At 41.4% G+C, this 21,631-nt stretch carries 17 protein-coding genes; 2 read left to right on the top strand and 15 right to left on the bottom strand.

Annotated features, from left to right (window positions below):
• The 14 genes from GSQ74_RS02490 to GSQ74_RS02555 form a co-directional block, all read right to left on the bottom strand.
• Positions 1 to 2,301 carry an NADP-dependent malic enzyme gene (locus tag GSQ74_RS02490; protein ID WP_158989699.1) on the bottom strand — a complete coding sequence of 767 codons (2,301 nt, stop codon included), beginning with the start codon at positions 2,299 to 2,301 and terminating at the stop codon, positions 1 to 3.
• A gap of 146 nt (positions 2,302 to 2,447) precedes the next feature.
• Complete coding sequence (locus GSQ74_RS02495; RefSeq protein ID WP_158989701.1) at positions 2,448 to 3,644, bottom strand: lytic transglycosylase domain-containing protein; 1,197 nt, start codon at positions 3,642 to 3,644, stop codon at positions 2,448 to 2,450.
• Positions 3,645 to 3,713: 69 nt separating this feature from the next.
• The gene (gene gatA, locus GSQ74_RS02500) at positions 3,714 to 5,138 is read right to left on the bottom strand and encodes an Asp-tRNA(Asn)/Glu-tRNA(Gln) amidotransferase subunit GatA (RefSeq protein ID WP_158989703.1); all 1,425 of its coding nucleotides are present in this window, start codon (positions 5,136 to 5,138) and stop codon (positions 3,714 to 3,716) included.
• A gap of 133 nt (positions 5,139 to 5,271) precedes the next feature.
• Positions 5,272 to 6,153: a subclass B3 metallo-beta-lactamase gene (bla, locus tag GSQ74_RS02505; protein ID WP_158989705.1), complete on the bottom strand. Its 882-nt coding sequence runs from the start codon at positions 6,151 to 6,153 to the stop codon at positions 5,272 to 5,274.
• Between the two features lie 383 nt (positions 6,154 to 6,536).
• Complete coding sequence (locus tag GSQ74_RS02510; RefSeq protein WP_158989707.1) at positions 6,537 to 6,737, bottom strand: twin-arginine translocase TatA/TatE family subunit; 201 nt, start codon at positions 6,735 to 6,737, stop codon at positions 6,537 to 6,539.
• A 36-nt stretch (positions 6,738 to 6,773) separates the two neighbouring features.
• Entirely contained in the window at positions 6,774 to 7,226 is a 453-nt protein-coding gene (locus GSQ74_RS22725) for a twin-arginine translocase TatA/TatE family subunit (RefSeq protein ID WP_254060792.1), read from the bottom strand.
• A 56-nt stretch (positions 7,227 to 7,282) separates the two neighbouring features.
• The gene (locus GSQ74_RS02520) at positions 7,283 to 8,578 is read right to left on the bottom strand and encodes a murein hydrolase activator EnvC (RefSeq protein ID WP_158989709.1); all 1,296 of its coding nucleotides are present in this window, start codon (positions 8,576 to 8,578) and stop codon (positions 7,283 to 7,285) included.
• 72 nt (positions 8,579 to 8,650) lie between these two features.
• Positions 8,651 to 9,430 carry a DUF4292 domain-containing protein gene (locus tag GSQ74_RS02525; protein WP_158989712.1) on the bottom strand — a complete coding sequence of 260 codons (780 nt, stop codon included), beginning with the start codon at positions 9,428 to 9,430 and terminating at the stop codon, positions 8,651 to 8,653.
• Positions 9,408 to 11,144 carry a tetratricopeptide repeat protein gene (locus tag GSQ74_RS02530; protein ID WP_158989714.1) on the bottom strand — a complete coding sequence of 579 codons (1,737 nt, stop codon included), beginning with the start codon at positions 11,142 to 11,144 and terminating at the stop codon, positions 9,408 to 9,410. Before GSQ74_RS02530 ends, GSQ74_RS02525 begins: the two co-directional genes overlap by 23 nt.
• A gap of 4 nt (positions 11,145 to 11,148) precedes the next feature.
• Positions 11,149 to 11,619, bottom strand: a complete 471-nt coding sequence (dut, locus tag GSQ74_RS02535) for a dUTP diphosphatase (protein ID WP_371724285.1) — start codon at positions 11,617 to 11,619, stop codon at positions 11,149 to 11,151.
• 16 nt (positions 11,620 to 11,635) lie between these two features.
• Positions 11,636 to 13,255, bottom strand: a complete 1,620-nt coding sequence (locus GSQ74_RS02540) for a lipopolysaccharide biosynthesis protein (protein ID WP_254060793.1) — start codon at positions 13,253 to 13,255, stop codon at positions 11,636 to 11,638.
• The gene (locus GSQ74_RS02545; RefSeq protein WP_158989717.1) at positions 13,249 to 13,533 is read right to left on the bottom strand and encodes an acylphosphatase; all 285 of its coding nucleotides are present in this window, start codon (positions 13,531 to 13,533) and stop codon (positions 13,249 to 13,251) included. Before GSQ74_RS02545 ends, GSQ74_RS02540 begins: the two co-directional genes overlap by 7 nt.
• A gap of 184 nt (positions 13,534 to 13,717) precedes the next feature.
• Positions 13,718 to 15,226 (bottom strand): carboxylesterase/lipase family protein, encoded by a 1,509-nt coding sequence (locus GSQ74_RS02550; RefSeq protein ID WP_158989719.1) that lies wholly within the window; start codon positions 15,224 to 15,226, stop codon positions 13,718 to 13,720.
• A 4-nt stretch (positions 15,227 to 15,230) separates the two neighbouring features.
• A complete protein-coding gene (locus GSQ74_RS02555) occupies positions 15,231 to 16,400 on the bottom strand; it encodes an amidohydrolase family protein (protein ID WP_158989721.1) in 1,170 nt (389 codons plus the stop codon).
• A 154-nt stretch (positions 16,401 to 16,554) separates the two neighbouring features.
• Here GSQ74_RS02555 and rlmN point away from each other — a divergent pair, with 154 nt between their 5' ends.
• Positions 16,555 to 17,622, top strand: a complete 1,068-nt coding sequence (rlmN, locus tag GSQ74_RS02560; RefSeq protein WP_158989731.1) for a 23S rRNA (adenine(2503)-C(2))-methyltransferase RlmN — start codon at positions 16,555 to 16,557, stop codon at positions 17,620 to 17,622.
• A gap of 148 nt (positions 17,623 to 17,770) precedes the next feature.
• Positions 17,771 to 18,469: a ComF family protein gene (locus tag GSQ74_RS02565; protein WP_158989733.1), complete on the top strand. Its 699-nt coding sequence runs from the start codon at positions 17,771 to 17,773 to the stop codon at positions 18,467 to 18,469.
• Positions 18,470 to 18,499: 30 nt separating this feature from the next.
• Here the strand turns inward: GSQ74_RS02565 and GSQ74_RS02570 are convergent, their stop codons facing one another.
• A complete protein-coding gene (locus GSQ74_RS02570) occupies positions 18,500 to 21,622 on the bottom strand; it encodes a PAS domain S-box protein (protein WP_158989735.1) in 3,123 nt (1,040 codons plus the stop codon).
• Between the last annotated feature and the right edge of the window lie 9 nt (positions 21,623 to 21,631).

The raw sequence follows: 21,631 nt of genomic DNA on the forward strand, positions 1-21,631 counted from the left end.
TTATTTTTTAAGTGTGTTATTCTGAGCATCTTCTTTTTCCTGCGCATCAACAACGGCTATGGTAATCATGTTTACAATTTCGCGTACGGAGCTGCCTAATTGCAGTACGTGTACGGGCTTTTTCAAGCCTAACAATATTGGACCAACAGCTTCGGCACCACCTATTTCCTGCAAAAGTTTATAAGCGATGTTACCCGACTCCAAATTAGGGAATATTAATGTATTTGCGGGCTTGCCTGTAAGGGTTGAGAACGGGAAATTATCTCTCAACAGAGCTGGGTTTAATGCAAAGTTTGCCTGCATATCGCCATCAACTATCATATCCGGATATTTATCATGCAGCATTTGAACCGTTTCCCTTACTTTATCAGGTATCACCCCACCATTCGACCCAAAGTTAGAGTAGGAAAGCATAGCTACCCGTGGCGTGATGTTGAATTGCTTAACCGAGCGCTCTATCAGTACGGTAATATCTACCAATTCCTGTACGGTTGGGTTTACATTTACTGTAGTATCGCCAAAAAATACAGGCCCTTTTGGGGTAAGCATCATGTACATACCTGCTACACGGTTTATACCATCTTCGGTACCGATGATTTGCAGGGCGGGTTTAATAGTGGTAACATAATCCTTTGTTAAACCTGAGATTAACGCATCAGCTTCGCCAAACTGCACCATTGATGCTCCGTAATAGTTACGGTCGGCCATTAATTTTTTCGACTCGTGTAAGCTAACACCTTTACGCTGACGCTTAGTATATAAGTGATCGGCGTATTTTTGTGTATTGGGTGCGCAACCGTCTTTTGTGTCGATGATTTGCACATCATCCAGGTATAGGTCATTTTCGCGCATAATGCGCTTGATGGTAGCTTCGTTGCCCAGTAAAATTGGTGTAGCAATGCCCTCTTCTTTAATAATTTGGGCGGCTTTTAATATTTTGTAAGTATCTGCCTCGGCAAAAACAATGCGTTTCGGGTTTTGCTTGGCCTTGTTGGTAAGCGTACGCATAATACGGTCATCAGCACCAACACGGGCACGTAATTCTTCTACATAAGCATCCCAATCGGTAATAACTTTACGGGCTACCCCTGAGTCAATAGCCGCCTTGGCTACCGCGGATGAAACCTCGATAATAAGGCGCTGATCCATCGGTTTTGGGATGATATATTCCCTGCCGAACTTGATGTTTTTAGTATTATAGGCAAGATTAACAGCCTCGGGCACCGGTTTTTTGGCGATGCTGGCGATTGCGTTAACCGCGGCGATCTTCATTTCTTCATTAATAGCAGTCGCCCTAACATCCAGTGCACCACGGAAAATGTATGGAAAACCCAGTACATTGTTCACCTGGTTAGGAAAATCAGAACGGCCGGTAGCCATAATGATGTCCTTACGGGTAGCATGGGCAATATCATAAGCGATCTCCGGCTCAGGGTTGGCCATGGCGAAAACAATTGGGTTTTTGGCCATGGTTTTAAGCATATCCGCTGTTACCACGTTACCTGCTGAAAGGCCAACAAATACGTCGGCGTTTTTCATGCCATCGGCAAGGGATTTTATATCCTTGCGGGTGGTGGCAAATTGTAGTCTTATTTCGTCAAGGTCGGTGCGATCAGGGGTTATGAGGCCATTGATGTCGTACATCACCATATTTTCCTGCTTAACACCTAATGAAAGGTACATGCGCGAACATGATATGGCTGCCGCACCAGCACCGTTAACCACCATTTTTATTTTATCGAGCTTTTTGCCTTGTATCTCGCAGGCATTTATTAGGGCTGCGCCGGATATGATTGCCGTACCATGCTGATCATCGTGCATTACGGGGATCTTCATTTCGGCTTTCAGGCGGCGTTCAATTTCAAAACAAGTTGGAGCCGATATATCTTCGAGGTTGATACCGCCGAAGGTTGGTTCTAGAGCCTTAACGATAGCTACAAATTCGTCTGGCGTTGTGGCGTTTATCTCTAAATCGAAAACATCAATATCAGCATAAATCTTAAATAAAAGGCCTTTACCTTCCATTACCGGTTTACTGGCTTCGGGGCCAATATTACCTAAGCCTAATACGGCAGTACCGTTACTTATCACCCCTACTAAATTACCTTTAGCGGTGTATTTATAAACATCATCAACATTTTCGGCAATGCGTAAACATGGTTCGGCTACACCCGGCGAATAGGCCATAGTAAGATCGCGCTGGGTATCGGTAGGTTTGGTTGGCACTACCTGTATTTTTCCCGGCCGTCCTTTAGAATGGTAATTTAAAGCGTCCTGTTTACGATTAGTTTTGTTATGCATCTTCTAAAATTCAAGGAAACAAAATTACGATTCTTTTTCACTGCATCCGGCGAAATACGTCAGTTAATGATAATTTGATACCCAGATAATCTATGCTGATGTTATTGGCTTATAACTCAGCTAATCAGCTAAAAATATATCAAAAACTAACCGTGGCTTATTTTAAGCCTTTGCCCTACTACAGCTTTATTGTGATGTAAATGGTTCCAGGTTTTAAGGTCACTTACATCAATACCATAAGTATCGGCAATATCGGCCAGGGTTTCGCCACGTTTAACTTTGTGGTAGGCCGGCTTATCGTCGGGAGCATTATAGCTTGTATGTAAGGGAACATTAGTTTTTTGCGAAGATGCACTATTAACAGTGCCGCTTGAATTATTCAGGGCATCGTACAATGCGGCGTATCTTTTTGTATCCGTTTGGGGGATGATGAGCCTGCGCGTGCTATGTGCAGAAGCGTTGATAACCTGCATACGGTAAGCCGGGTTTAACAGCGAAAGCAGCTTTGCATCAACACCTAAAATGCTGGAGATGTTATTAAGCGAGATTTGCCTGTCAACCACAACAGTATCAATATTTAATGAGAAACTGCATGGCTGGGCGGTAATATTATGCTTGTTATAGTAATTCATAACATATGCTACCGCGATGTAGGCTGGCACATAATTACGGGTTTCAGCAGGCAGGTATTGGCGGATGGACCAGAAGTCGGTAGCGCCACCGGCTTTTGCCATGGCATTTTCAACATTACTTTTACCGCAGTTGTATGAGGCGATGGCTAACAACCAATCGCCAAATTCTTCGTAAGCATCTTTTAGATAAGCTGCAGCGGCATAGCTTGCACGTACCGGGTCGCGGCGCTCATCAATGTAACCATCCATATTAAGGCCATACATTTTGGCGGTAGTACCCATAAATTGCCAAGGACCGGTTGCACCTACTCTTGAAATAGCATTAGGATCAAGCTTTGATTCCACTATGGAGAGATATTCAATTTCTGGCGGGATACCGGCATCGCGAAATATCTTTTCATAAATAGGGAAGTAATATTTTGATAGACCAATAACGTGACCCATTTCCTCGCGATTTTGCGAGTAGATATCGATATAGTTCTGTACGAACTCGTTATAATCTAAGGGAACATCCTTTTTTATAGCATCCAGGCGTTGTTTAATTACACTTTGGTCGGCATTAAGCTGTGCGTTATCAGCCGCAGCATGCGCGAAAGTAGTATCGCCAAAAAGTTGGGTAGATTTATTTAAAGTACCTGATTTAAAGATGCTTGACGCGTTTGCGAACTGCAAAGATATTAAGCATAAAATCGGGATAAATAATCTCTTCATCTTTATCAATCAATAGGGGTTTAACTAAAAGTATTGATACGCCTTAAACATTACTAAGGTTGCAATTTTTTATAGCTTAACGAAATATTTAGAAAAATTTAACAATTCCTGCTCTTCGAACTGCCCGGCCAATAATTGTAAACCTAACGGCAAACCTTTGCTATTATTGCCTACCGGTAAAGAAATTGCCGGTAAACCTGATAATGATGCCTGTACGGTAAAAATATCTGCCAGGTAACTTACAACAGGGTCGGTTTCTTCCTTGCCGATATTATAAGCCGGTTCGGGAGCTGTTGGTGTTAGTATAAAATCGTATTCTTTTAAAATATCCTGCGTTTTTTCGCGAATGAGTCTGCGTGCTTTTTGAGCTTTCGCGTAATAGGCATCGTAATAACCTGCACTTAATACAAATGTACCCAGCATAATACGGCGCTTAACCTCTTTACCAAAACCTTCAGAACGTGATAGTTTGTAGGTTGATTGCAGATCTGTAGCCTTTGGACTGCGGTAACCATAATGTACGCCATCGTATCTTGCCAAATTTGATGAAGCCTCGGCCGTGGCTAAAATATAGTAAGCCGGAACCAAATAATCCAAATATTCAAAAGCGATAGGTTTAACGGTATGGCCCTCGGCACGTAATTTATCTATGGCTTGTGTTAAAGCATTTTTCACTTCCGCATCAACACCCGGACTTGATAGTGATTCCTGTAAATAAGCGATCTTTTTCTTTCCCGGTTCTTTTAAGTCTGCACTAAATGAAGGTACTTCTTTGGTTGATAATGTGCTATCGTATTCATCAACTCCTGCCATTATTTCTAATAGCAAGGCAGCATCTTCAACAGATTTAGTGATCGGCCCAACCTGATCAAATGATGAAGCGTAGGATATTACGCCATACCGTGAAATACGGCCATAGGTAGGTTTCAAGCCTATCAAACCACAAAAAGAAGCCGGCTGGCGCACAGAACCGCCCGTATCGGTACCAATAGCTGCGTGGCACATATCCGCTTGCACAGCCACTGCTGAACCGCCTGATGAACCACCCGAAACCTTGGTATTATCGGCATAGTTCTTTACCGGGCCGAAATACGAACTTTCGTTACTGGCGCCCATGGCAAACTCATCGCAATTACAACGGCCGATGATAATGGCATCCTCGGCTAATAAACGTTCGACTATAGTTGATGAGTAGATGGATGTAAAACCATCCAATATTTTTGATGAGGCCGAAACCTTATGATCTTTATAACAGATGTTATCCTTTATACCGATAACCATACCGGCAAGTCTGCCTGCATTACCAGATTGGATGCGGGCATCAATATTTTTTGCACGACTTAATGCTTCCTCACCAAATACCTCGTTAAAAGCATTTAAATGGGCATTAGCCTTAATGTTTTCTAAATAATGTTTTACCAGTTTTTCAACAGTAACTTCCCCACTTTGCAACCCGCCCTTTATTTCAATTAAAGAGGAATACTTTTTAGCCATGGGGCTAAAATAAAAAACTTATCCGGTAATTGGTTTGAAAAATTGAGGATTGGTGAATTGGGGTGGTGAAAACTTTTATCATCAGCTGAATATATCGTTAGTGGTACGGTGAAAACACCGACCGCAGGCTGTATTACTTTTCAGTTAGCTTTTCTAAATATTCTTTTTGCAGGTCAGCTAATTCAGCGTCATAACCTTTTTGATCAATAAATTGTTCTGGACGATAATGGTCGTCGGGTTTATGCTTTTCATGCAGACCGAACTGACTGGCATGAGAAGATAGCCACAGGTCAAATTTCAGATCTTTCATTGCGTTCAAGGTATAAGCATAATCTTTACCCACGTTTGGGTATCCGGGCATGCCCGATAATTTTGTTTCATCAAGGATACTGGGCATATTTGCTATTAATACACGGTACACACGATGTTCATCTTTAACATTGAACAAGAAGCTATTGGCACCTTTAGTATGGCCGGGGTGGTGAAGCACGATGATCTGCATTCCACCAAAATTTACAGTATCCTTTTCGTGGAAAAGACAGTCGGCTTTAACCGGCTTAAACATTGGGCCCTTGCCGCCCATTACATAATCAGAATTACCACCATCTGCCAATACCTGCGCATCTTCTTCGTTGATCATTATCCTTGCACCTGTCATTTTCTGTATATCGGCCATAGCGCCTACATGGTCGAAATGCGCATGCGTGGCCAGTAGTATTTTAATATCAGAAAATTTGAATCCCAAAGCTTCGATATGTGCCCGAATCATAGGACCTGAATCCTGAGCGCCCGTGTTGATTAATATATTGCCATTTGGTGTTGTGATAAGATAACATGCCAAATCGTAAGTGCCTACATAATACAAATTGCCGGCAATTCTGAAAGGCTGATAATCTTGAGACCATTCAGCCGGATTATTGGTCTTAACCAATTCCTGAGCGTTTAGTATTGAGTCAACAAGGACCAGGTTGAAAATTAACAACAGGGATTTAAGAGAGTTTTTAAGATTTGGCATGGAGTATTAGATAATCCTTAAAGATAACTTTTGATCATATACAATGAAAATTTATTGCTAAGTGGTGCGGTGAAAACCGACCACAGCTGGTAAGTTTCTCTTCAGCAACAGAGAAAATCTAAAAAGTGGTTACGTGTACAGATGCTTCGTACCTCAGCATGACAAACTTTTTTTTGAGACAATTAAGCCCCTTGTCATTCTGAGCAATAGCGAAGAATCTGCAAATTAGTTTACACCGGAAAGTAATATCTTGTGTTAATTCTAGCTTCTGGTCGGTGTTTTCACCGCACCAGCGATAACTGTTACTCAGAGAAGAGACAGTTAATTGAAGATCTGAAATCAAATTCAATTCCAGATCTTCAAGTGTATGAGGTACCGGAAGATTAAACCTTAGGTTTATCTTCGGTATTTGTTGGAGTTGTAGTAGTGTTGTTGGTTGTTGTAGTGCCTTCGCCGTTGGTAGCGTCTTTAAATTCTTTAACGCCTTTTCCTAAGCCTTTCATCAGTTCGGGTATTTTTTTACCCCCAAACATCAGTAATACTACCGCGGCTATTAATATCAGCACTGGTCCGTCTAATCCCATGATTTTTAAGTTTTATGTAATGATTAATATTCTTATTTACGCTTTATGCTCTTCGTGTGCAGTGTTAGCCGGTTCAGGAACTACACGCTCAATAGGTGTTTCCTTCAGGTGGGCAGGCTCTGCAATGGGTATGGTATTTTTCACCGGCTCAACCGCCGCTATTGATCCTATTTCGGCAACCGGTACGGTATCATGATGCTCAACAACGGCCGGGGCTTCAGTTGGTGCAACAGGCACATCGCTTACCGGGTTTGTTGCCGGGTTTTGCGCAGCTGTTTCTGCTTCTTTTTTAGCCTGGAAAGTATCTATCTGGCTGGTTATTTCGCGTTTTACACCTTCTGATGCATCCTTAAATTCGCGGATGCCTTTACCTAAACCTTTAGCAAGTCCGGGAAGTTTTTCGCCTCCAAATAAAAGCAAAACTACAAACAGGATAAGCATTATCTCTGGTGCGGTAAACTCGAAAAATAAAAAAACTTGACTAAACATATCTTCTCTATTTTAATCTACAAATATAAACAATTTTAATATTACAAAGTTTCAAATCAATTTGGCGCCAGCCATAGTTTAGGGTTAACCGCTGTAACACCTTTGTATAAACCAAAGTGTACATTAGCCTCACCTGTTGATGAATCCGTAGCCACTGTTCCTATACTTTGCTTGGTACTTACTTTATCACCTTTCGCAACACTAACCGACCTTAGGTTAGAGTAAGCGGTAAAGTATTCACCATGCCTTATCAGCACCAAATAAGTACCGCTAATATCGGCCACCTTAATTACATCTCCCTCAAAAACCGCCCTAACCGATGCGCCGGGGTTGCTTTTTATATCAACGCCATCGCTTTCGCTTTTAATATTCTCGGGCGTATAATAAACACCAAAGCCCTGTGTTATCATGCCATTGGCAACCGGCCATGGTAACCGGCCGCGGTTACCCAAAAAGTCGTTTGATAACCTGGCGGCCTCGGGCGTAGCGTTCAATACCTCGCTATTGCTTGATACTTTGGTTATCGCCGCCCTTTTAGGTGCTACCACTTCCCTGTTTTCGGCTTTCGCTTTTGCCGCAGCTAATCTTGCTGCTTCTTTAGCTTCTTCTTCGGCCTTGCGCCTAGCTTCTTCAATCTCTCTGCGTACCGCCGCGTCAATCTCGCGGTTTGTTGCAGCTATTTTACGCTGAACATCTTTTTGCTGCTGCTTAAGCTGCCCTATTTGTTTAGACAGGCCAACAACTACTTGAACCTGCGTGGTTCTTTCATCGCCCAGCGTTTGTTTTTCTTTCTCCTGATCCTTCAGCAAATCACCCTTTGCCTGTTTTGTTTTATCTAGCTCAACAATCTTAACATTCAGGTCCTTTTCAGTGCTTTGAATATAATTTGCCTGGCGCTCACGGTAGGTACCAAATTGCTGTAAATACTTTAAACGTTTATAAGCCTGGTTAAAATCCTGCGAAGCAAAAATAAACATTAGCTTATTGTAAGCGCTTTGGTTTCTATACGCGAACATAATCATTGCCGCATATTCCTTTTTAAGTTGGCTTAACTGGCTTTGTAAACTACGTACGGAATTATTGCTCTCTGAGATTTGATTATCTAAATTTCTTATTTCGGAGTTGATGTTACTGATCTTTTCTTCGCGCAGGTTTATCTGTGCTTTAAGGATGTTCAGTTGCTTCAGCGTGCTTTTTTTATTGCTGGCAGTTTGCTGATACTCCGTATTTAACTCCTGTAATTCCTCATTCAGTTTATCGCGGCGGTGCTTCAGTTCAGAGCTGCTTTGGGCATGGGCCCCTATCGCCGCAAAAACAAAAATCAGGAATAATAATATTTTAAAAGATCTCATCCGTATTTGGGAATATGTTTGTGTTCAGCAGCAAGTTTATCATCCTGCCTGTTATCCACACAAAAATATAATTTAATTTTGGGGTGAATAGCTCGACGGGATACTAAATGGATAATCCTGTGCCTGGTTAAGGTCAACCTTAACATAATGCAAATTAACCTGTATTTTTTTATCTTTTGCTACAGAAGCTATATCTATTTGCGATGGTAGCTTTTGCGTGCCCGATTGTATAAAATTATTATAGCTCACCTGCAACGATACGCCCTGATTATGGTTATCTAAATTGGTTTGAGTAACCCGCAAATCGGTATTAAGCATTAAGCGGTAAACTATATCCTCCAGATTACCACTTAACGTAACGGCGTTATTTGTTGTATCTAACGCTGCATCGCCATTTAGCAAGGCTGGCATCGCGTTACCAATTAGCAAGGCTTGCAGCATATTATAATTAATTTGCTTATTGGTATAAGCGTAAATAAAGCTAAATGGCTTTTTAACGTAGAGGCCCTGCAAGCGGTTGATGATCATCACACTATCGGGAGTAATAACTGCCCTCGCAACCTCGATACCTAACAGAGCGGTTATGGATACCCATATTTTTTTATCGTTGGCGATGCGGATATTCATGGTAACATCGTTCTTGTTGCCACCTATATCCAAACTGGTGCGTGCTTTACCCGAAAAAGTATCGAATATGAGTTGATGTGAACGAATATCATTAAGTTCGATCGCTAACCTACTGGGATGTTTTGCTACTGCAGTATTAGCAGTGGTTATTTTACGCGCCTTGCAACTAACTACGGCCAGCAAACAGCAAGCTATCAAAACCTTATTCAACGTATTTCCTTTCATTTATCTTTCTATCTAATATAGGCGACTGCTCACCGTGGGCCTTAGCTTTTTTCCAGCTGGCAACAGCGGAATCGGTATCGCCTAAGTAAAACATTATGTCGCCATAATGTTCTGTTTGTACAGCACTATTTGTTTTATCGTGTAAAATGGCCTTCTCAATCCAAATTTTGGCATCGGCATACTTTTTTTGCCTGAAGAGTATCCATGCATAAGTATCCTCGAACGACGCCGTGTTTGGCTGCAATTCGTTTGAATGGGCCGACATTTGCGCCGCTTTATCCAATTGCTCACCTCTTAACGATAAATAGTACGCGTAATTGTTCAGAGAGAAGGCATTATCAGGATTATAGCTCAAGGATTTATCATAAGCATCGTCAGAATTCTTGTTATCTTTCAATTCGTGATAGCAATCGCCGAGTGATGAATAGCTTAATGATAACAGGTCCTTATCATCCGAGGCTAATAACGTTGCTGTTTTTATATAGCTTATAGCCTTATCGTAATTTTTTTGCTGTGAATACGCGATGCCTACCAGGTAATTCATCCAGGCCTGGTTTGGGAAATAGGATAACGCGTTTTCGCCATCTTTTATGGCGGCATCGTATTCGCTATTACTAATCTCTATCCTTACCAGCTGATCATATACTTCGTAATGCTGTGCATCAATAACTATTGATTTGCGATAAGCGTTTTCGGCATCAGCAAGTTTTTCATTCTGGGCAAGCATATCGCCGTACATGGCCCAGGCTTTATAATCATCGGGGTGCGCCACTGTGATTGTTTTGCTTAACTCCAATGCACTGGCTTTTGCGTTAGCATCCGGAAATTTGGGGATGTATCCGGAAATTATTTTTATTTCCTGATCGATGTCCAGATCAGGGCTTTGAAATGCTAGTTCGATTTGATTATAGCAATCCTCATATTTTTTTTGCTCCCGATAAACATCAGCCAAAGCTAAATGCACTTGTGGATTTTGGGGATCTGCCTTCCCCGCTGTTTGTAAAACCTTAAGCGCTTTGTCCTCAAAATTATTGGAGTTATAAAGCTCGGCAAGCAGCAGGGAATATCTTATTTCTGACGGATTAGCGTCTATCATTTGCTGTGCTTCAGCAGCAGCCTGATCTATTTTGCCTTGTTTTAAATATATTTTTTGGCGGCCAGCCAGCACGTTATCATCCATGCCACCATTCATTTTTATAATCTGGTCGTAAACGTTTAACGCGTCATCATATTTTTGCTCGTAGTAAAGGACCCGGGCATAATCCATTCTATAATCGGTATCGTCCGCATCAATCCTGATCAGTTGCTTAAACGCGCCTTCCAGCTTTATAGCGTTATTGGTCTTTTCGTAACACTCGGTAAGCGCCAGCCAATACCATTTATTGTTGGGGTTTACAGCAACAGCATTTTCCAGCAATCCCTGGGCGCTGGTAAAATCTTGTTTACTCACTTTTAACTCGGCAAGCTGGTATAGGGCGGCATCATTTGAGGGCTCCATTTGTAAAACGCGGTTAAACATTTCGGCAGCCTGACTATAGTTTTCGGTCACCTTGGCTTCCATAGCCGAGTAGAAGAGCTGTTTAACCATCAGGCTATCCATCTGACTCATTTGCCTCGCAGAGGCTATAATTGCCCCACTACCAGTTGTTTTACTTTGTGCCAAAGCAAAAAACGGCATTATTAATAATGTAGATGTAAGCAGCCTGATTTTCATTTAATTAACTAACCCCTGTATGACCATAACCACCAACTCCGCGCGAAGTTTCATTTAAAACCTCTACTTCTTCCCAATCCACCTTTTCATGTTTCGCCACTATCATTTGCGCAATCCTGTCGCCGGTATTTATTTCAAATACTTCGGTTGAAAGGTTGATTAGCAGCACTTTTATTTCGCCGCGATAATCAGCATCAATAGTACCCGGCGAATTTACAATACCTATACCGTGCTTAAACGCCAAACCACTGCGCGGGCGTATCTGCGCCTCAAAACTTTCAGGCAGCTCAATGTGCAGGCCTGTAGGTATCAGTTTACGTTCCATTGGCGCAAGGGTTACAGTTGCTTCCACATCAGCGCGAAGATCCATACCTGCGGCATGCATTGTTTCATAAGCCGGCAGGCTGTTTTTTGATTTGTTTATTACTCTTATAATCATAGTAGCCCCCTCTAAATCTCCCCCGGCAGGGGAGATTTCTTAAAGTTGTTTTTTATAGTTTAAATATAGCCCTTAAGTTATCGCGTTCAAAATAAAATGCAACCAAAATATAGCCTAATAGTAGCCCATCACCAATAAAAAACCCTTTGTCAAACGCAACCGGAGCATGTGTGGCTGTGCTTCCGGATGTTGTAAGTGCGTAATTACCGTTAATCCGTGTTATAAAGTAAACGATAATGATGGATGAAACGATGTAGGCGAGGTTTTTTTTAAGATTGTATGGAATTGGATAATTTTTTTGCCCCCAAATGTACGACAGTATCATCATCACGGTATAAGCAATTAACGACACCCAGGCCGATGCCATATAACTATATTTGGGGATAAAGATTATATTCAATACAATGGTTAAAATAGCGCCGATACCGGAAATATAAAGGCCATATTTGGTTTGATCAGACAGTTTGTACCAGATTGACAAATTCATGTATATGCCTAAACTAACGTAACCGAATAACAATGGTGGAACTACTGCCAAACCGACCCAATAAGTTCTGTTGATGAAATATTTAAGCCAGTCGATATTCGCGATTAAGCCTACGAAAATTACGCATACTGTGATTACGAAATAGTCCATGATACGGGCGTAGGTCTGCGTGGCATTTTTATTTTTGGCGTGATTGAAGAAGAATGGCTCAGCGCCAAGGCGAAAGGCATTTACAAATATACTGAGGAACACCGCTATTTTGCTACAGGCACCATAAATACCGACATCGTGCAGGCTGATATTTGCAGGCAGTAACTTGCCCAGCAATATCTTATCCATGTTTTCATTAACTATATAAGATAAATTGGCGATAAGGACAGGCCAGCTGTAACGATACATATTGAGCAACATTTCCCGATCAAAATTAAACCTGATTTGCAATAACTGGGGTAATAACAGCAGAAGCGTTACAATGCTCGATAACAATTCGGAAACAAAAACATAGCCCACCCATCTCGGGGTAAACCATTGGCTGATCCATGCAGAACCAACTAAATTATGACTCAACCAAAACGGAACAACATAAATAAATATTAAATTGAAGCTAACAAAGATAAGCACGCTTGCCAGCTTGATGAGGCCATAGCGCGCAGGCCTACCATCGGCACGAAGCTTGGCAAAAGGGATGGCACACCATGCATCCACAATAACTATAGCAAGGCAGATATAAACGTATTTAAGGAAATCGGCATAAGTAGTGCCTATAATGGTATGTGGGAGTAGCCCCTTGGTTGCTAAATTTTTTGTGTGGTTAACGTCAACATAGCTGGCTATCCAGCCGGCGAACGGGATAGTAAACAGCAGGAACAATATCGTTACTACAAATATCGAAGCAAAAGCATTGTTGTAAACCCGTTGTTTGTTATCAGGATGCTTATTAAGGTAACGGAAAAAAGTGGTTTCCATCCCGAATGCCAACAAGGCGTTAATGATGGATATATAGCTATATAACGTAGTAATAACACCATACGCAGCAGTTACGTAAGCCCTTGTATAAATTGGGGTAAGAAAAAAAATCAGCACCTTGCTGGCAATGGTGCTTATACCGTATACTGCGGTTTGACCCGCGAATTTTTTAGCTGTTGACAATGGTTTTTCCTGCGATTTAAAGGTATTTTCTACCACAAAAAGTTCTTTTTCACTACCTCAAAATTACGATAGTTTTTCAATTCGCCTTCATGCGACTCAACGGAGGTTACCTCGGCTTTTTCAGGGCCTTCGTTGCACCAATCTAAAAACATATCAAGCAATGCACCTTTAGCTTCGGCAGCAATCAATACATCTCCGTTATCGGCATTTTTAATATAGCCGCAAACACCAAGCTGGTCGGCAACGGCTTTGGTTGACATGCGGAAGGATACGCCTTGTACTTTGCCTTTTATAGTTATATCGAGATGTTTCATAATCTAAGCCCCCTCTAAATCTCCCCCGGTAGGGGAGACTTTACTTTGTTTTACTTTATTAATCTTAAAGCCCTCCCTTCCGGGGAGGGTTGGGTGGGGCTATGTTCCGCCAAAAATAGGAATGTTTTGATGGTAAATCAATTTGATTCTTGTACGGCTGCAATGATATTACAGAAACAAGACCTTATTTCAGCATAAACACCTGTGAAGGGAAATTTGTATCATTATACACTTCTTTCAAGCCGATCACTTTATCAGTAGTATCAAACGCCATTATTTGGCGGGTATTGCTGTTATAGCCGGGCCATTGCGGTAAGGTGGCGATGTTGGGATTTCCTGTTTTGATGAACGCTACCCAGGCGCCGTGCATGTTAATGGTTAGTTGCTTTTTGGCGCTATCGGTTATTGAATTTACATCGCGGGTATTCCAGATGTATTGTAGTTCCTGGGCGTGCCTGGCGCCGAAGGGTTTGCCATCGTCATACTTAAAACGATACACCCACACCGGGATGTTATTTTGCACCAGTACTTTTGCAAAGCGGTACGAATGCATTTGGTACATGTATTGCGTAAGTACTTTTACCCCGGCCGCATAAGGCGAATCTGTTTTTAATTGCTGATGATATTTGGCATAAACCATCGGGTAATCGTCACCAAATAATGATCTTAAATAAGCAGCGTTATTTCTATCCAAATCTTCATTACGGTAAAAAAACAATGCCGCTTCATATTCGTTTGTACCGATGAGCGCTTTTATACGTGGGAAGCGGTCACTTGCAGCATATTTATAACCATCCTCTTTAATCACTTCGCCATCATAAACCGGGCCGAAGAAGGAATTACCGCCAATACCTTCGCAAACAATACCCTGTATCTTCATGATAGAATCAGCGGGCATCGTTAACAGCTTCAAAGCGTCATGTGGACCAAGGCCCATCTGGTGCAAAATGCGCATTCGCTCGTTTTTAGCGGTTACGGTATCCCTGATGCATTGCACCGAACCGCTTTCAGCAATGTATTGACTAAACAATCCTTTTGATTGTGGCGATACCAGTACAGCACTGATGAGCTTCGCCCCTGCCGATTCGCCCATGATGGTTACACGTTGTGGGTCGCCGCCAAAAGCTGGAATATTTTTGTTGATCCACTTTAAAGCCGCGATCACATCCAGCACACTACAGTTCCCGGATTCGGCATAACGCCTATTAACATCGCCCAAATACAAAAACCCGAATGCGCCCAAACGATAATTAATGGTGACGGTAACAATATCGTCTTTATCAGCAAAAGCGTGGCCGTTCATTCCTTTGCCTGAGCCGCTGGTCATGCTGCCGCCATGTACCCAAACTACTACCGCGCGTTTATGGTTATCGGCTTTTGGGGTGTAGATATTTAATGAAAGGCAATCTTCGGAACCTATTATTTTATTGCCTGATGTTTGCGTGGCTACCTGTCCAAATTTTGTTGCAGATAAAGTATCGGCCCATGAGGAGTGACCGGCAGGCGGCATAAACCTTAAGTTACCAACTGGTGGCGCGGCATAAGGTATGCCTTTAAAAACCTGTATTTTATTTTCTGTTAAACCGAGGATGTACCCCTTATCAGTTTTAACTACAGGGTTGTTTTGGGCAGATACTTTGCAAACAGTACAAATGGTCAGCAATAGAACAACAAACCTGATTTTTAAAAGCATGGGATTAAATTAACCGTTTAACTTTTGATTCGGGTGTTAAATTTAGGCCATTAACATTGGTTATTAAATTTAGGCCGGGGGTTTTGCCGGTTTCTAATGTTCCTTTTTCTTCGTGGATACCTAAAAATTTGGCGCCGTTTATAGTGGCCCATTCCATTAATTTAGCGGTACTGATAGCCGGGTATTTATGCTGTATGGTTTGCATTTCACTTAAAATGCTTAAGCCATGGTTTGATGCAAGGCTATCGGTACCCAGGGTGATGTTAAAGCCCTGACCAACAAAAAGATCGATCTTAGGTAATTTTTGTTCGATATAAAGATTGGCATTGGGGCAAAAGCACCAGTTTATTTTACGGTCGAAACGTTTAAGGAAATAAATGTCTTTTAAATTTGTGCAGGTATTATGCACAAATAATATTTCTTGCTTATTGGTTAAAAGCGGAACTATGGATTGCATGGAGTTACGGGCCTGTGGCTTAAAGTGGCTTATATCCATACCAAAGTATTCATACAGCTCTGTAAACGTGCCTTGTTTATACCTGAAAAACTTATTTTCATCATCACACTCCTGGTTATGGATGCTCAGCAGGTTGTTGTGCGTTTCGCAATATTTTTTAACCAGCCTGAATAACTCCTTTGATACCGAATATGGCGCATGTGGTGTTATGGAAACTGATTGCGGCTTAAACTCCTCCATCAGCGTTAATGCTTTCTCAAAAAGCTCGTCGGCCTTATCGGGTAAAAAGCCGAAAATTTCAACAAAGGTATGGTAGTGTAATTTGCTTTTAGCTTTAACGGCTATGGTGCTGTTGTTGTTTGATATATCGCCAACGGCTACAATACCGTTTTCATACATATCATTATCAGACTTCTCGGCAGCGGCAGTAATCAGGCTGCTATCGGTAGTGCCCCGTTGTTTGGTTATTTCTTTGATAAAATCAACCAGGCCTGTTTTGGTGGGAACTTTCCCCAACATGTGCGAAAGTTCCAGATGGCAATGGGTATTAATAAAACCGGGACAAATAATACCGCTTAATTTTTCGGGTGGGGGACTGGCATCTGATGCTGAATCCGAGACAGAGAGAATCTTTCCACCCTCATCAACAGTAACAACTCCATTCTTAATAGGATCGGCATAAACAGGAAAAACGTAATCGGCAGTAAAACTTTTCATTAAATAAAACTTAGCATCTTGATATACCTTTTTTAAAACCTGTTCCGATCATTTAATAAAAATACAATTAACTTTAAGTTATTGTTTACTAATTAAATAAAAAAGATGACTTTAAAAAAAGCAACATTTTTTTTAATTGAGTACCTTTGCAAAAGTGAGCACCATAAAAGAAAAAATAGACATCCGTAATATAAGCCTGCAAACCTTGCAAGAGCACTTTACCCAAATGGGAGAAAAGGGCTTTAGGGCGAAACAAGTTTACGAATGGCTTTGGAAAAAGTCATGTTTTTCTTTTGACGATATGAGCAATATTTCAAAGGAGCTGCGTACTAAGCTGGATGATAATTTTGTAATAAATAATGTCAAAATTAACAACTCACAGTTTAGTGCTGATAAAACTATAAAAAATTCTTTTATTTTACACGATGCGCATCTGATTGAGGGTGTTTTAATTCCAACTCCCGGCCGAATGACGGCTTGTGTATCCTCTCAGGTGGGATGTAGCCTTACCTGTAAATTTTGTGCTACAGGATATATGGAGCGCAAACGCAACCTAAATCCCGATGAAATTTATGATCAGGTAGTGCTCATTAGCAAACAAGCACAAGAAAATTATGGCATCCCTTTAAGCAATATTGTTTACATGGGTATGGGCGAACCTTTGCTGAACTACAAAAATGTGATGGACTCGATTGAGAAGATCACCAGCGAAGATGGCCTGAACATGGCTGCGAAAAGAATCACGGTATCAACCGCAGGCATCGCCAAAATGATTAAAAAACTAGGAGATGACGAGGTGAAATTTAACCTTGCGCTTAGCTTGCATGCTGCAAACGACGAAAAACGCAACACCATAATGCCGATAAATGAGCAAAACTCGTTAAAAGCATTAGCAGAAGCCCTGAAATACTACTACGCCAAAACCAAAAACCCGGTTACTTACGAGTACATTGTTTTTGATGGTTTTAACGATACCATACAGGATGCCATTGAATTGGCCAAGTTTTGCAAGCACCTGCCCTGCAAAGTGAACATCATTGAATATAACCCTATCGCTTTCGCCAACTTTATTAACGCAGGTGAGGATAAGATTGAGAAATTTGCTGATTACCTGAAGAGTCAGGGTGTAAATACCCATCTGCGCCGCAGCCGCGGTAAGGATATTGATGCTGCTTGCGGGCAATTGGCAATTAAGGATAAAGCGGCGTCTGTTCAGGAATAAATCCAATAATTCCTTTTGTCATTCTGAGGAACGAAGAATCTATCCGCCAATTTACAAACGATGAGTCTATCGATAGATTCTTCACTGCGTTCAGAATGACAAATAGGAAGAACTTTTTATTCTTTAAATTTCTTCCTAATTTCATTGCGTGAAATTATCGCGCAGTTATATTGCTGATTTTGTTGGGTTGCTTTTTCCGCAGCTTTGTCCGGCTTGCGGGGAGGCTTTGATGGCTAATGAGCATGTTATTTGTACTAGTTGCCAGTATAGTTTGCCGCTTACTAATTTCCATTTACAGCCTGATAATATTGTGGCACGCCAATTTTGGGGTAAGGTTAATGTACAGGCAGCTTATGCATTGTACTACTTTACTAAAGGTGGTAAGGTGCAGAACCTGGTGCATCATCTTAAGTATAAGGGTATGCAGCAAATAGGGCATGCGGTGGGTAATATTGCCGGGGTACAGTTGGTGAAGAATGAGATTTTTTATTCGGCGGATGTTATTATTCCGGTCCCGTTGCACAAAAAGCGACTGAAGCAGCGAGGCTATAACCAAAGCACCTGCTTTGCTGATGGGTTGGCACATAAACTAAACGCAGTGGTTGATGTTACCAGCCTGATACGCACCCGCGCTACGGAAACTCAAACGAAAAAAGGGCGCTTTACCCGGTTTGAGAACATGCAGGAAGTTTTCATGATCACTGACCCTGAAAAACTAAAAAACAAACACATTTTATTGGTGGATGATATTGTAACAACCGGTTCAACACTTGAAGCTTGTGCTGTGGAGTTGCTAAAGATTGATGGTGTAAGGCTAAGTATTGCTACCATCGCCTATGCGGAATAATTTAGTTAAGGTTGGACTTACCTCAATAAATTACACTTTCTGGTATCTGCTCAGTTTCTCAAACAGTGTTTTAGGGTCGAATGGTTTTAGGATAAAATCATTCATGCCGGCGCTATCCATCTGGTTAATTTCACTGTTAAGCATTGATGCAGTTAATGCAACAATAGGTAATTGTTGGAAGTAAGCTTCAGGTTTGGCGCGTATAAGCTGGGTGGCTTCAAGCCCGCCCATAACAGGCATATGTATGTCCATTAATACAACATCATAGTTCATATTGCTTACAATTTTCTCAACAGCTTCTTCGCCATTTTCGGCAAAATCAGCCTGGGCACCCCATTTTTGCAGTACTTTATTAACCAATATCCGGTTAATCTGATTATCGTCAACTACAAGTATATTTAAGCGAAGTCCTATTTCCATTTTGTCGTTAGTGATATTGGTATGATGTTTAGCTTTATTAAACGTAATAATAAACCAAAAGGTTGATCCCTGCCCTAAAACACTATCAACGTTTATTCTTGAATCATGTAACTCAACTAAACGTTTACTGATCGCGAGGCCTAAACCTGTACCGCCATATTTTCGGGTGGTATCTGCTTCAGCTTGTTTGAACGACTCAAATATTGTGCCTAGTTTATCATTTGCTATCCCAATACCGGTATCAGTAACCGCAAATCGTATGCGAATATTACTGTTGGTTTCCTCTAAAACCCTTAAATCTATGGTTACGCCACCTTTGTCTGTAAATTTAATAGCATTGTTTACCAGGTTTAAAAGTACTTGTACCAGCCTTGCGCTATCTGCTATAATAAACTCCGGGAGAGCCCCGTCAATTGTTTCTTTTAGGTAGATGTTGTTTTCACTTACCTTGTATTGCATAGAATTCACCACGCGATGAACCATTTCGCGCAGATTAACCTCAGCTTTTTCTAACTCAATGTTGCCTGTTTCTATCTTGGTAAAATCAAGCACATCATTTATCAGGGTCATTAAATTTTCTGCTGAAAATTTAAGTATATCCAGGTTTTCCTTTTGTGATTCTAAAGGATCATTATCAATCAATAAACGCGACATACCGATAACCGCGTTTAAAGGTGTGCGTATCTCGTGGCTCATTACAGATATAAACATATCCTTGGCCCTGTTTAATTGCAGGGCCTGTTCTTTAGCCGAGATCAGCTCCAGCTCAATCTTCTTTTTTGAGGTGATGTCGATAATAACCTCAATATATTTATCAACCTCACCCTCCGGAGTTAAAATAACCGAGTTTATTACGGAGATCCATAACGGTTGCCCATCTTTTCGATAAGCCAACAAATCAACCTCAAAGGATTGTTTATTTTGAGATAACCGCCGGGCCCGTTCAATAATCGACACATCGGTAAGCTCTCCTTTTAAGGTATCGCCCAAATGCTTGTCTTTAACATCATTTATATTATACCCGGTAATTTTCTCAAATGCACTATTTATCCACTCCACATCGCCGTTGCGGTTATTTATAACAACCCCGCTGGTGGTGCTGCTGGCTACTAATGAGAGTAACTTTAATTGTTCCTCGGCAGTTTTACGTTCAGTAATATCAACAGCTACTGTTATTTGGCGCTCAACCTCACCCATTTCATTCAGCAGCGGGCTATTTGATAAATATGCCCAAATTGGGGTGCCATCCTTGCGATATATTTTCAGTTCAAGTTCATAAGGCTTCTTTTGCTTAACTGCCTCTACCGCTTTGTTAAAATCTTCGACATTGCTGTCTTTACCCATCAGTCTTTTGCCAAGGGCTTTTCCTCGCATTTCATCCAGCGTGTAACCCAATATACGTTCCAGCGCCTCATTCATCCAGATCACTTTGCCATCTTTATCACGTATTAACGTACCGCTTGGTGATTTGCGGGCCGCGAATGACAATATATCAAGCTCTTTTTCCGCATTCTTACGCAATGTAATATCTACTACTATACGGATGAACTTATCAATTTTGCCTTCGGAATTATGCACAACCGAATTGATTACAGAGACCCAGATCGACTTACCATCTTTACGGCATACCAACAAATCAGCCTGGTACGACTCTTTTTTGCTAATAGCTAAATCTAATTTTTGTTTCTGTTCAGGAGTGGGTATTCCGTTTAGCACATCGCGTAAACGCTTATCTTTTACATCGTTTAAGTTATATCCTGTTATTTTCTCAAACGATTCATTTGTCCAGATTATCTGATCATCAGCATTACTTATAACCACCCCATTGTGAACTTTACTGGCCACAAGCGACAATTGTTCAAGCTCTGCCAACAACTTCTTCTGATAAGTTATATCGCGGCCGCTGGCATACCATTTACCTTCTTTTGTAATTGCGCACCAACCTATCCACTTTACCTGATTATCAGCTGTAACTGTTTCGGTTTCAATCTCAAATGCTCGCTTAGATGTTATTGCTTTTTCAATAGTCGGTACAAATTGCTCACGGTTCTGGCCAACAACAAATTGCCATAACGATTGGCCAATGGCCTGTTGTGGTGTGTAACCTAACACGCTTTCTATCGCATCGTTTATCAATTCAATGTTGGAGTCTCTGTCGGCAATCAAATGAATCTCGGGCGAACTGTTAAATAAGCGGTAAAAATCTTTGTGGACCGTTAGGGATGCTTCAAGCTCCTCTTTCTGTTTTTTTAATAATAGATGCGACATTACTTCATCAGCAAGTGTGCGCAGGGCATCTTTTTGTTCGTCGGTAAGTTTTCTGGGGACACGGTCAATAACACATAGGGAGCCTAAGTGATGCCCGTTGGGGTCAATAAGCGGTGCGCCTGCATAAAACCTGATATTAGGCGCACCGGTTACTAATACATTATTTTTAAATAAGTCGCTTTCAAGCGCATCATTTACTTCAAGTATTTTATCGTCAAGAATGGTGTAGTGGCAAAAAGCATCAGCGCGTGGCGTTTCAGCTGCATCTAACCCAACTTTTGACTTAAACCATTGCCTGCCTTCATCAATTAATGAAATAAGGGCAATAGGAACCTGGCATATATAAGATGCCAAGCGTGTTATCGCGTCATACTCCTTCTCGGGCAATGTATCAAGTACATTGTAGGAATTTAGCGCCGTTAAGCGTTCATTCTCATCACCCGAAGAAGTTGTTGTTTTGGTCACTTTAGATTT

It is taken from the genome of Mucilaginibacter sp. L196 (genome assembly GCF_009765905.1).
Classification (GTDB): Bacteria; Bacteroidota; Bacteroidia; order Sphingobacteriales; family Sphingobacteriaceae; genus Mucilaginibacter.

Bases quoted from the DNA above. Each gene is read 5' to 3' on its own strand.
- GSQ74_RS02525 (WP_158989712.1), bottom strand. From the start codon at position 9,430: ATGAAAGGAAATACGTTGAATAAGGTTTTGATAGCTTGCTGTTTGCTG.
- GSQ74_RS02520 (WP_158989709.1), bottom strand. From the start codon at position 8,578: ATGAGATCTTTTAAAATATTATTATTCCTGATTTTTGTTTTTGCGGCG.
- GSQ74_RS02545 (WP_158989717.1), bottom strand. From the start codon at position 13,533: ATGAAACATCTCGATATAACTATAAAAGGCAAAGTACAAGGCGTATCC.
- GSQ74_RS02490 (WP_158989699.1), bottom strand. From the start codon at position 2,301: ATGCATAACAAAACTAATCGTAAACAGGACGCTTTAAATTACCATTCT.
- GSQ74_RS02530 (WP_158989714.1), bottom strand. From the start codon at position 11,144: ATGAAAATCAGGCTGCTTACATCTACATTATTAATAATGCCGTTTTTT.
- GSQ74_RS02495 (WP_158989701.1), bottom strand. From the start codon at position 3,644: ATGAAGAGATTATTTATCCCGATTTTATGCTTAATATCTTTGCAGTTC.
- gatA (WP_158989703.1), bottom strand. From the start codon at position 5,138: ATGGCTAAAAAGTATTCCTCTTTAATTGAAATAAAGGGCGGGTTGCAA.
- GSQ74_RS22725 (WP_254060792.1), bottom strand. From the start codon at position 7,226: ATGTTTAGTCAAGTTTTTTTATTTTTCGAGTTTACCGCACCAGAGATA.
- GSQ74_RS02510 (WP_158989707.1), bottom strand. From the start codon at position 6,737: ATGGGATTAGACGGACCAGTGCTGATATTAATAGCCGCGGTAGTATTA.
- GSQ74_RS02550 (WP_158989719.1), bottom strand. From the start codon at position 15,226: ATGCTTTTAAAAATCAGGTTTGTTGTTCTATTGCTGACCATTTGTACT.
- GSQ74_RS02555 (WP_158989721.1), bottom strand. From the start codon at position 16,400: ATGAAAAGTTTTACTGCCGATTACGTTTTTCCTGTTTATGCCGATCCT.
- bla (WP_158989705.1), bottom strand. From the start codon at position 6,153: ATGCCAAATCTTAAAAACTCTCTTAAATCCCTGTTGTTAATTTTCAAC.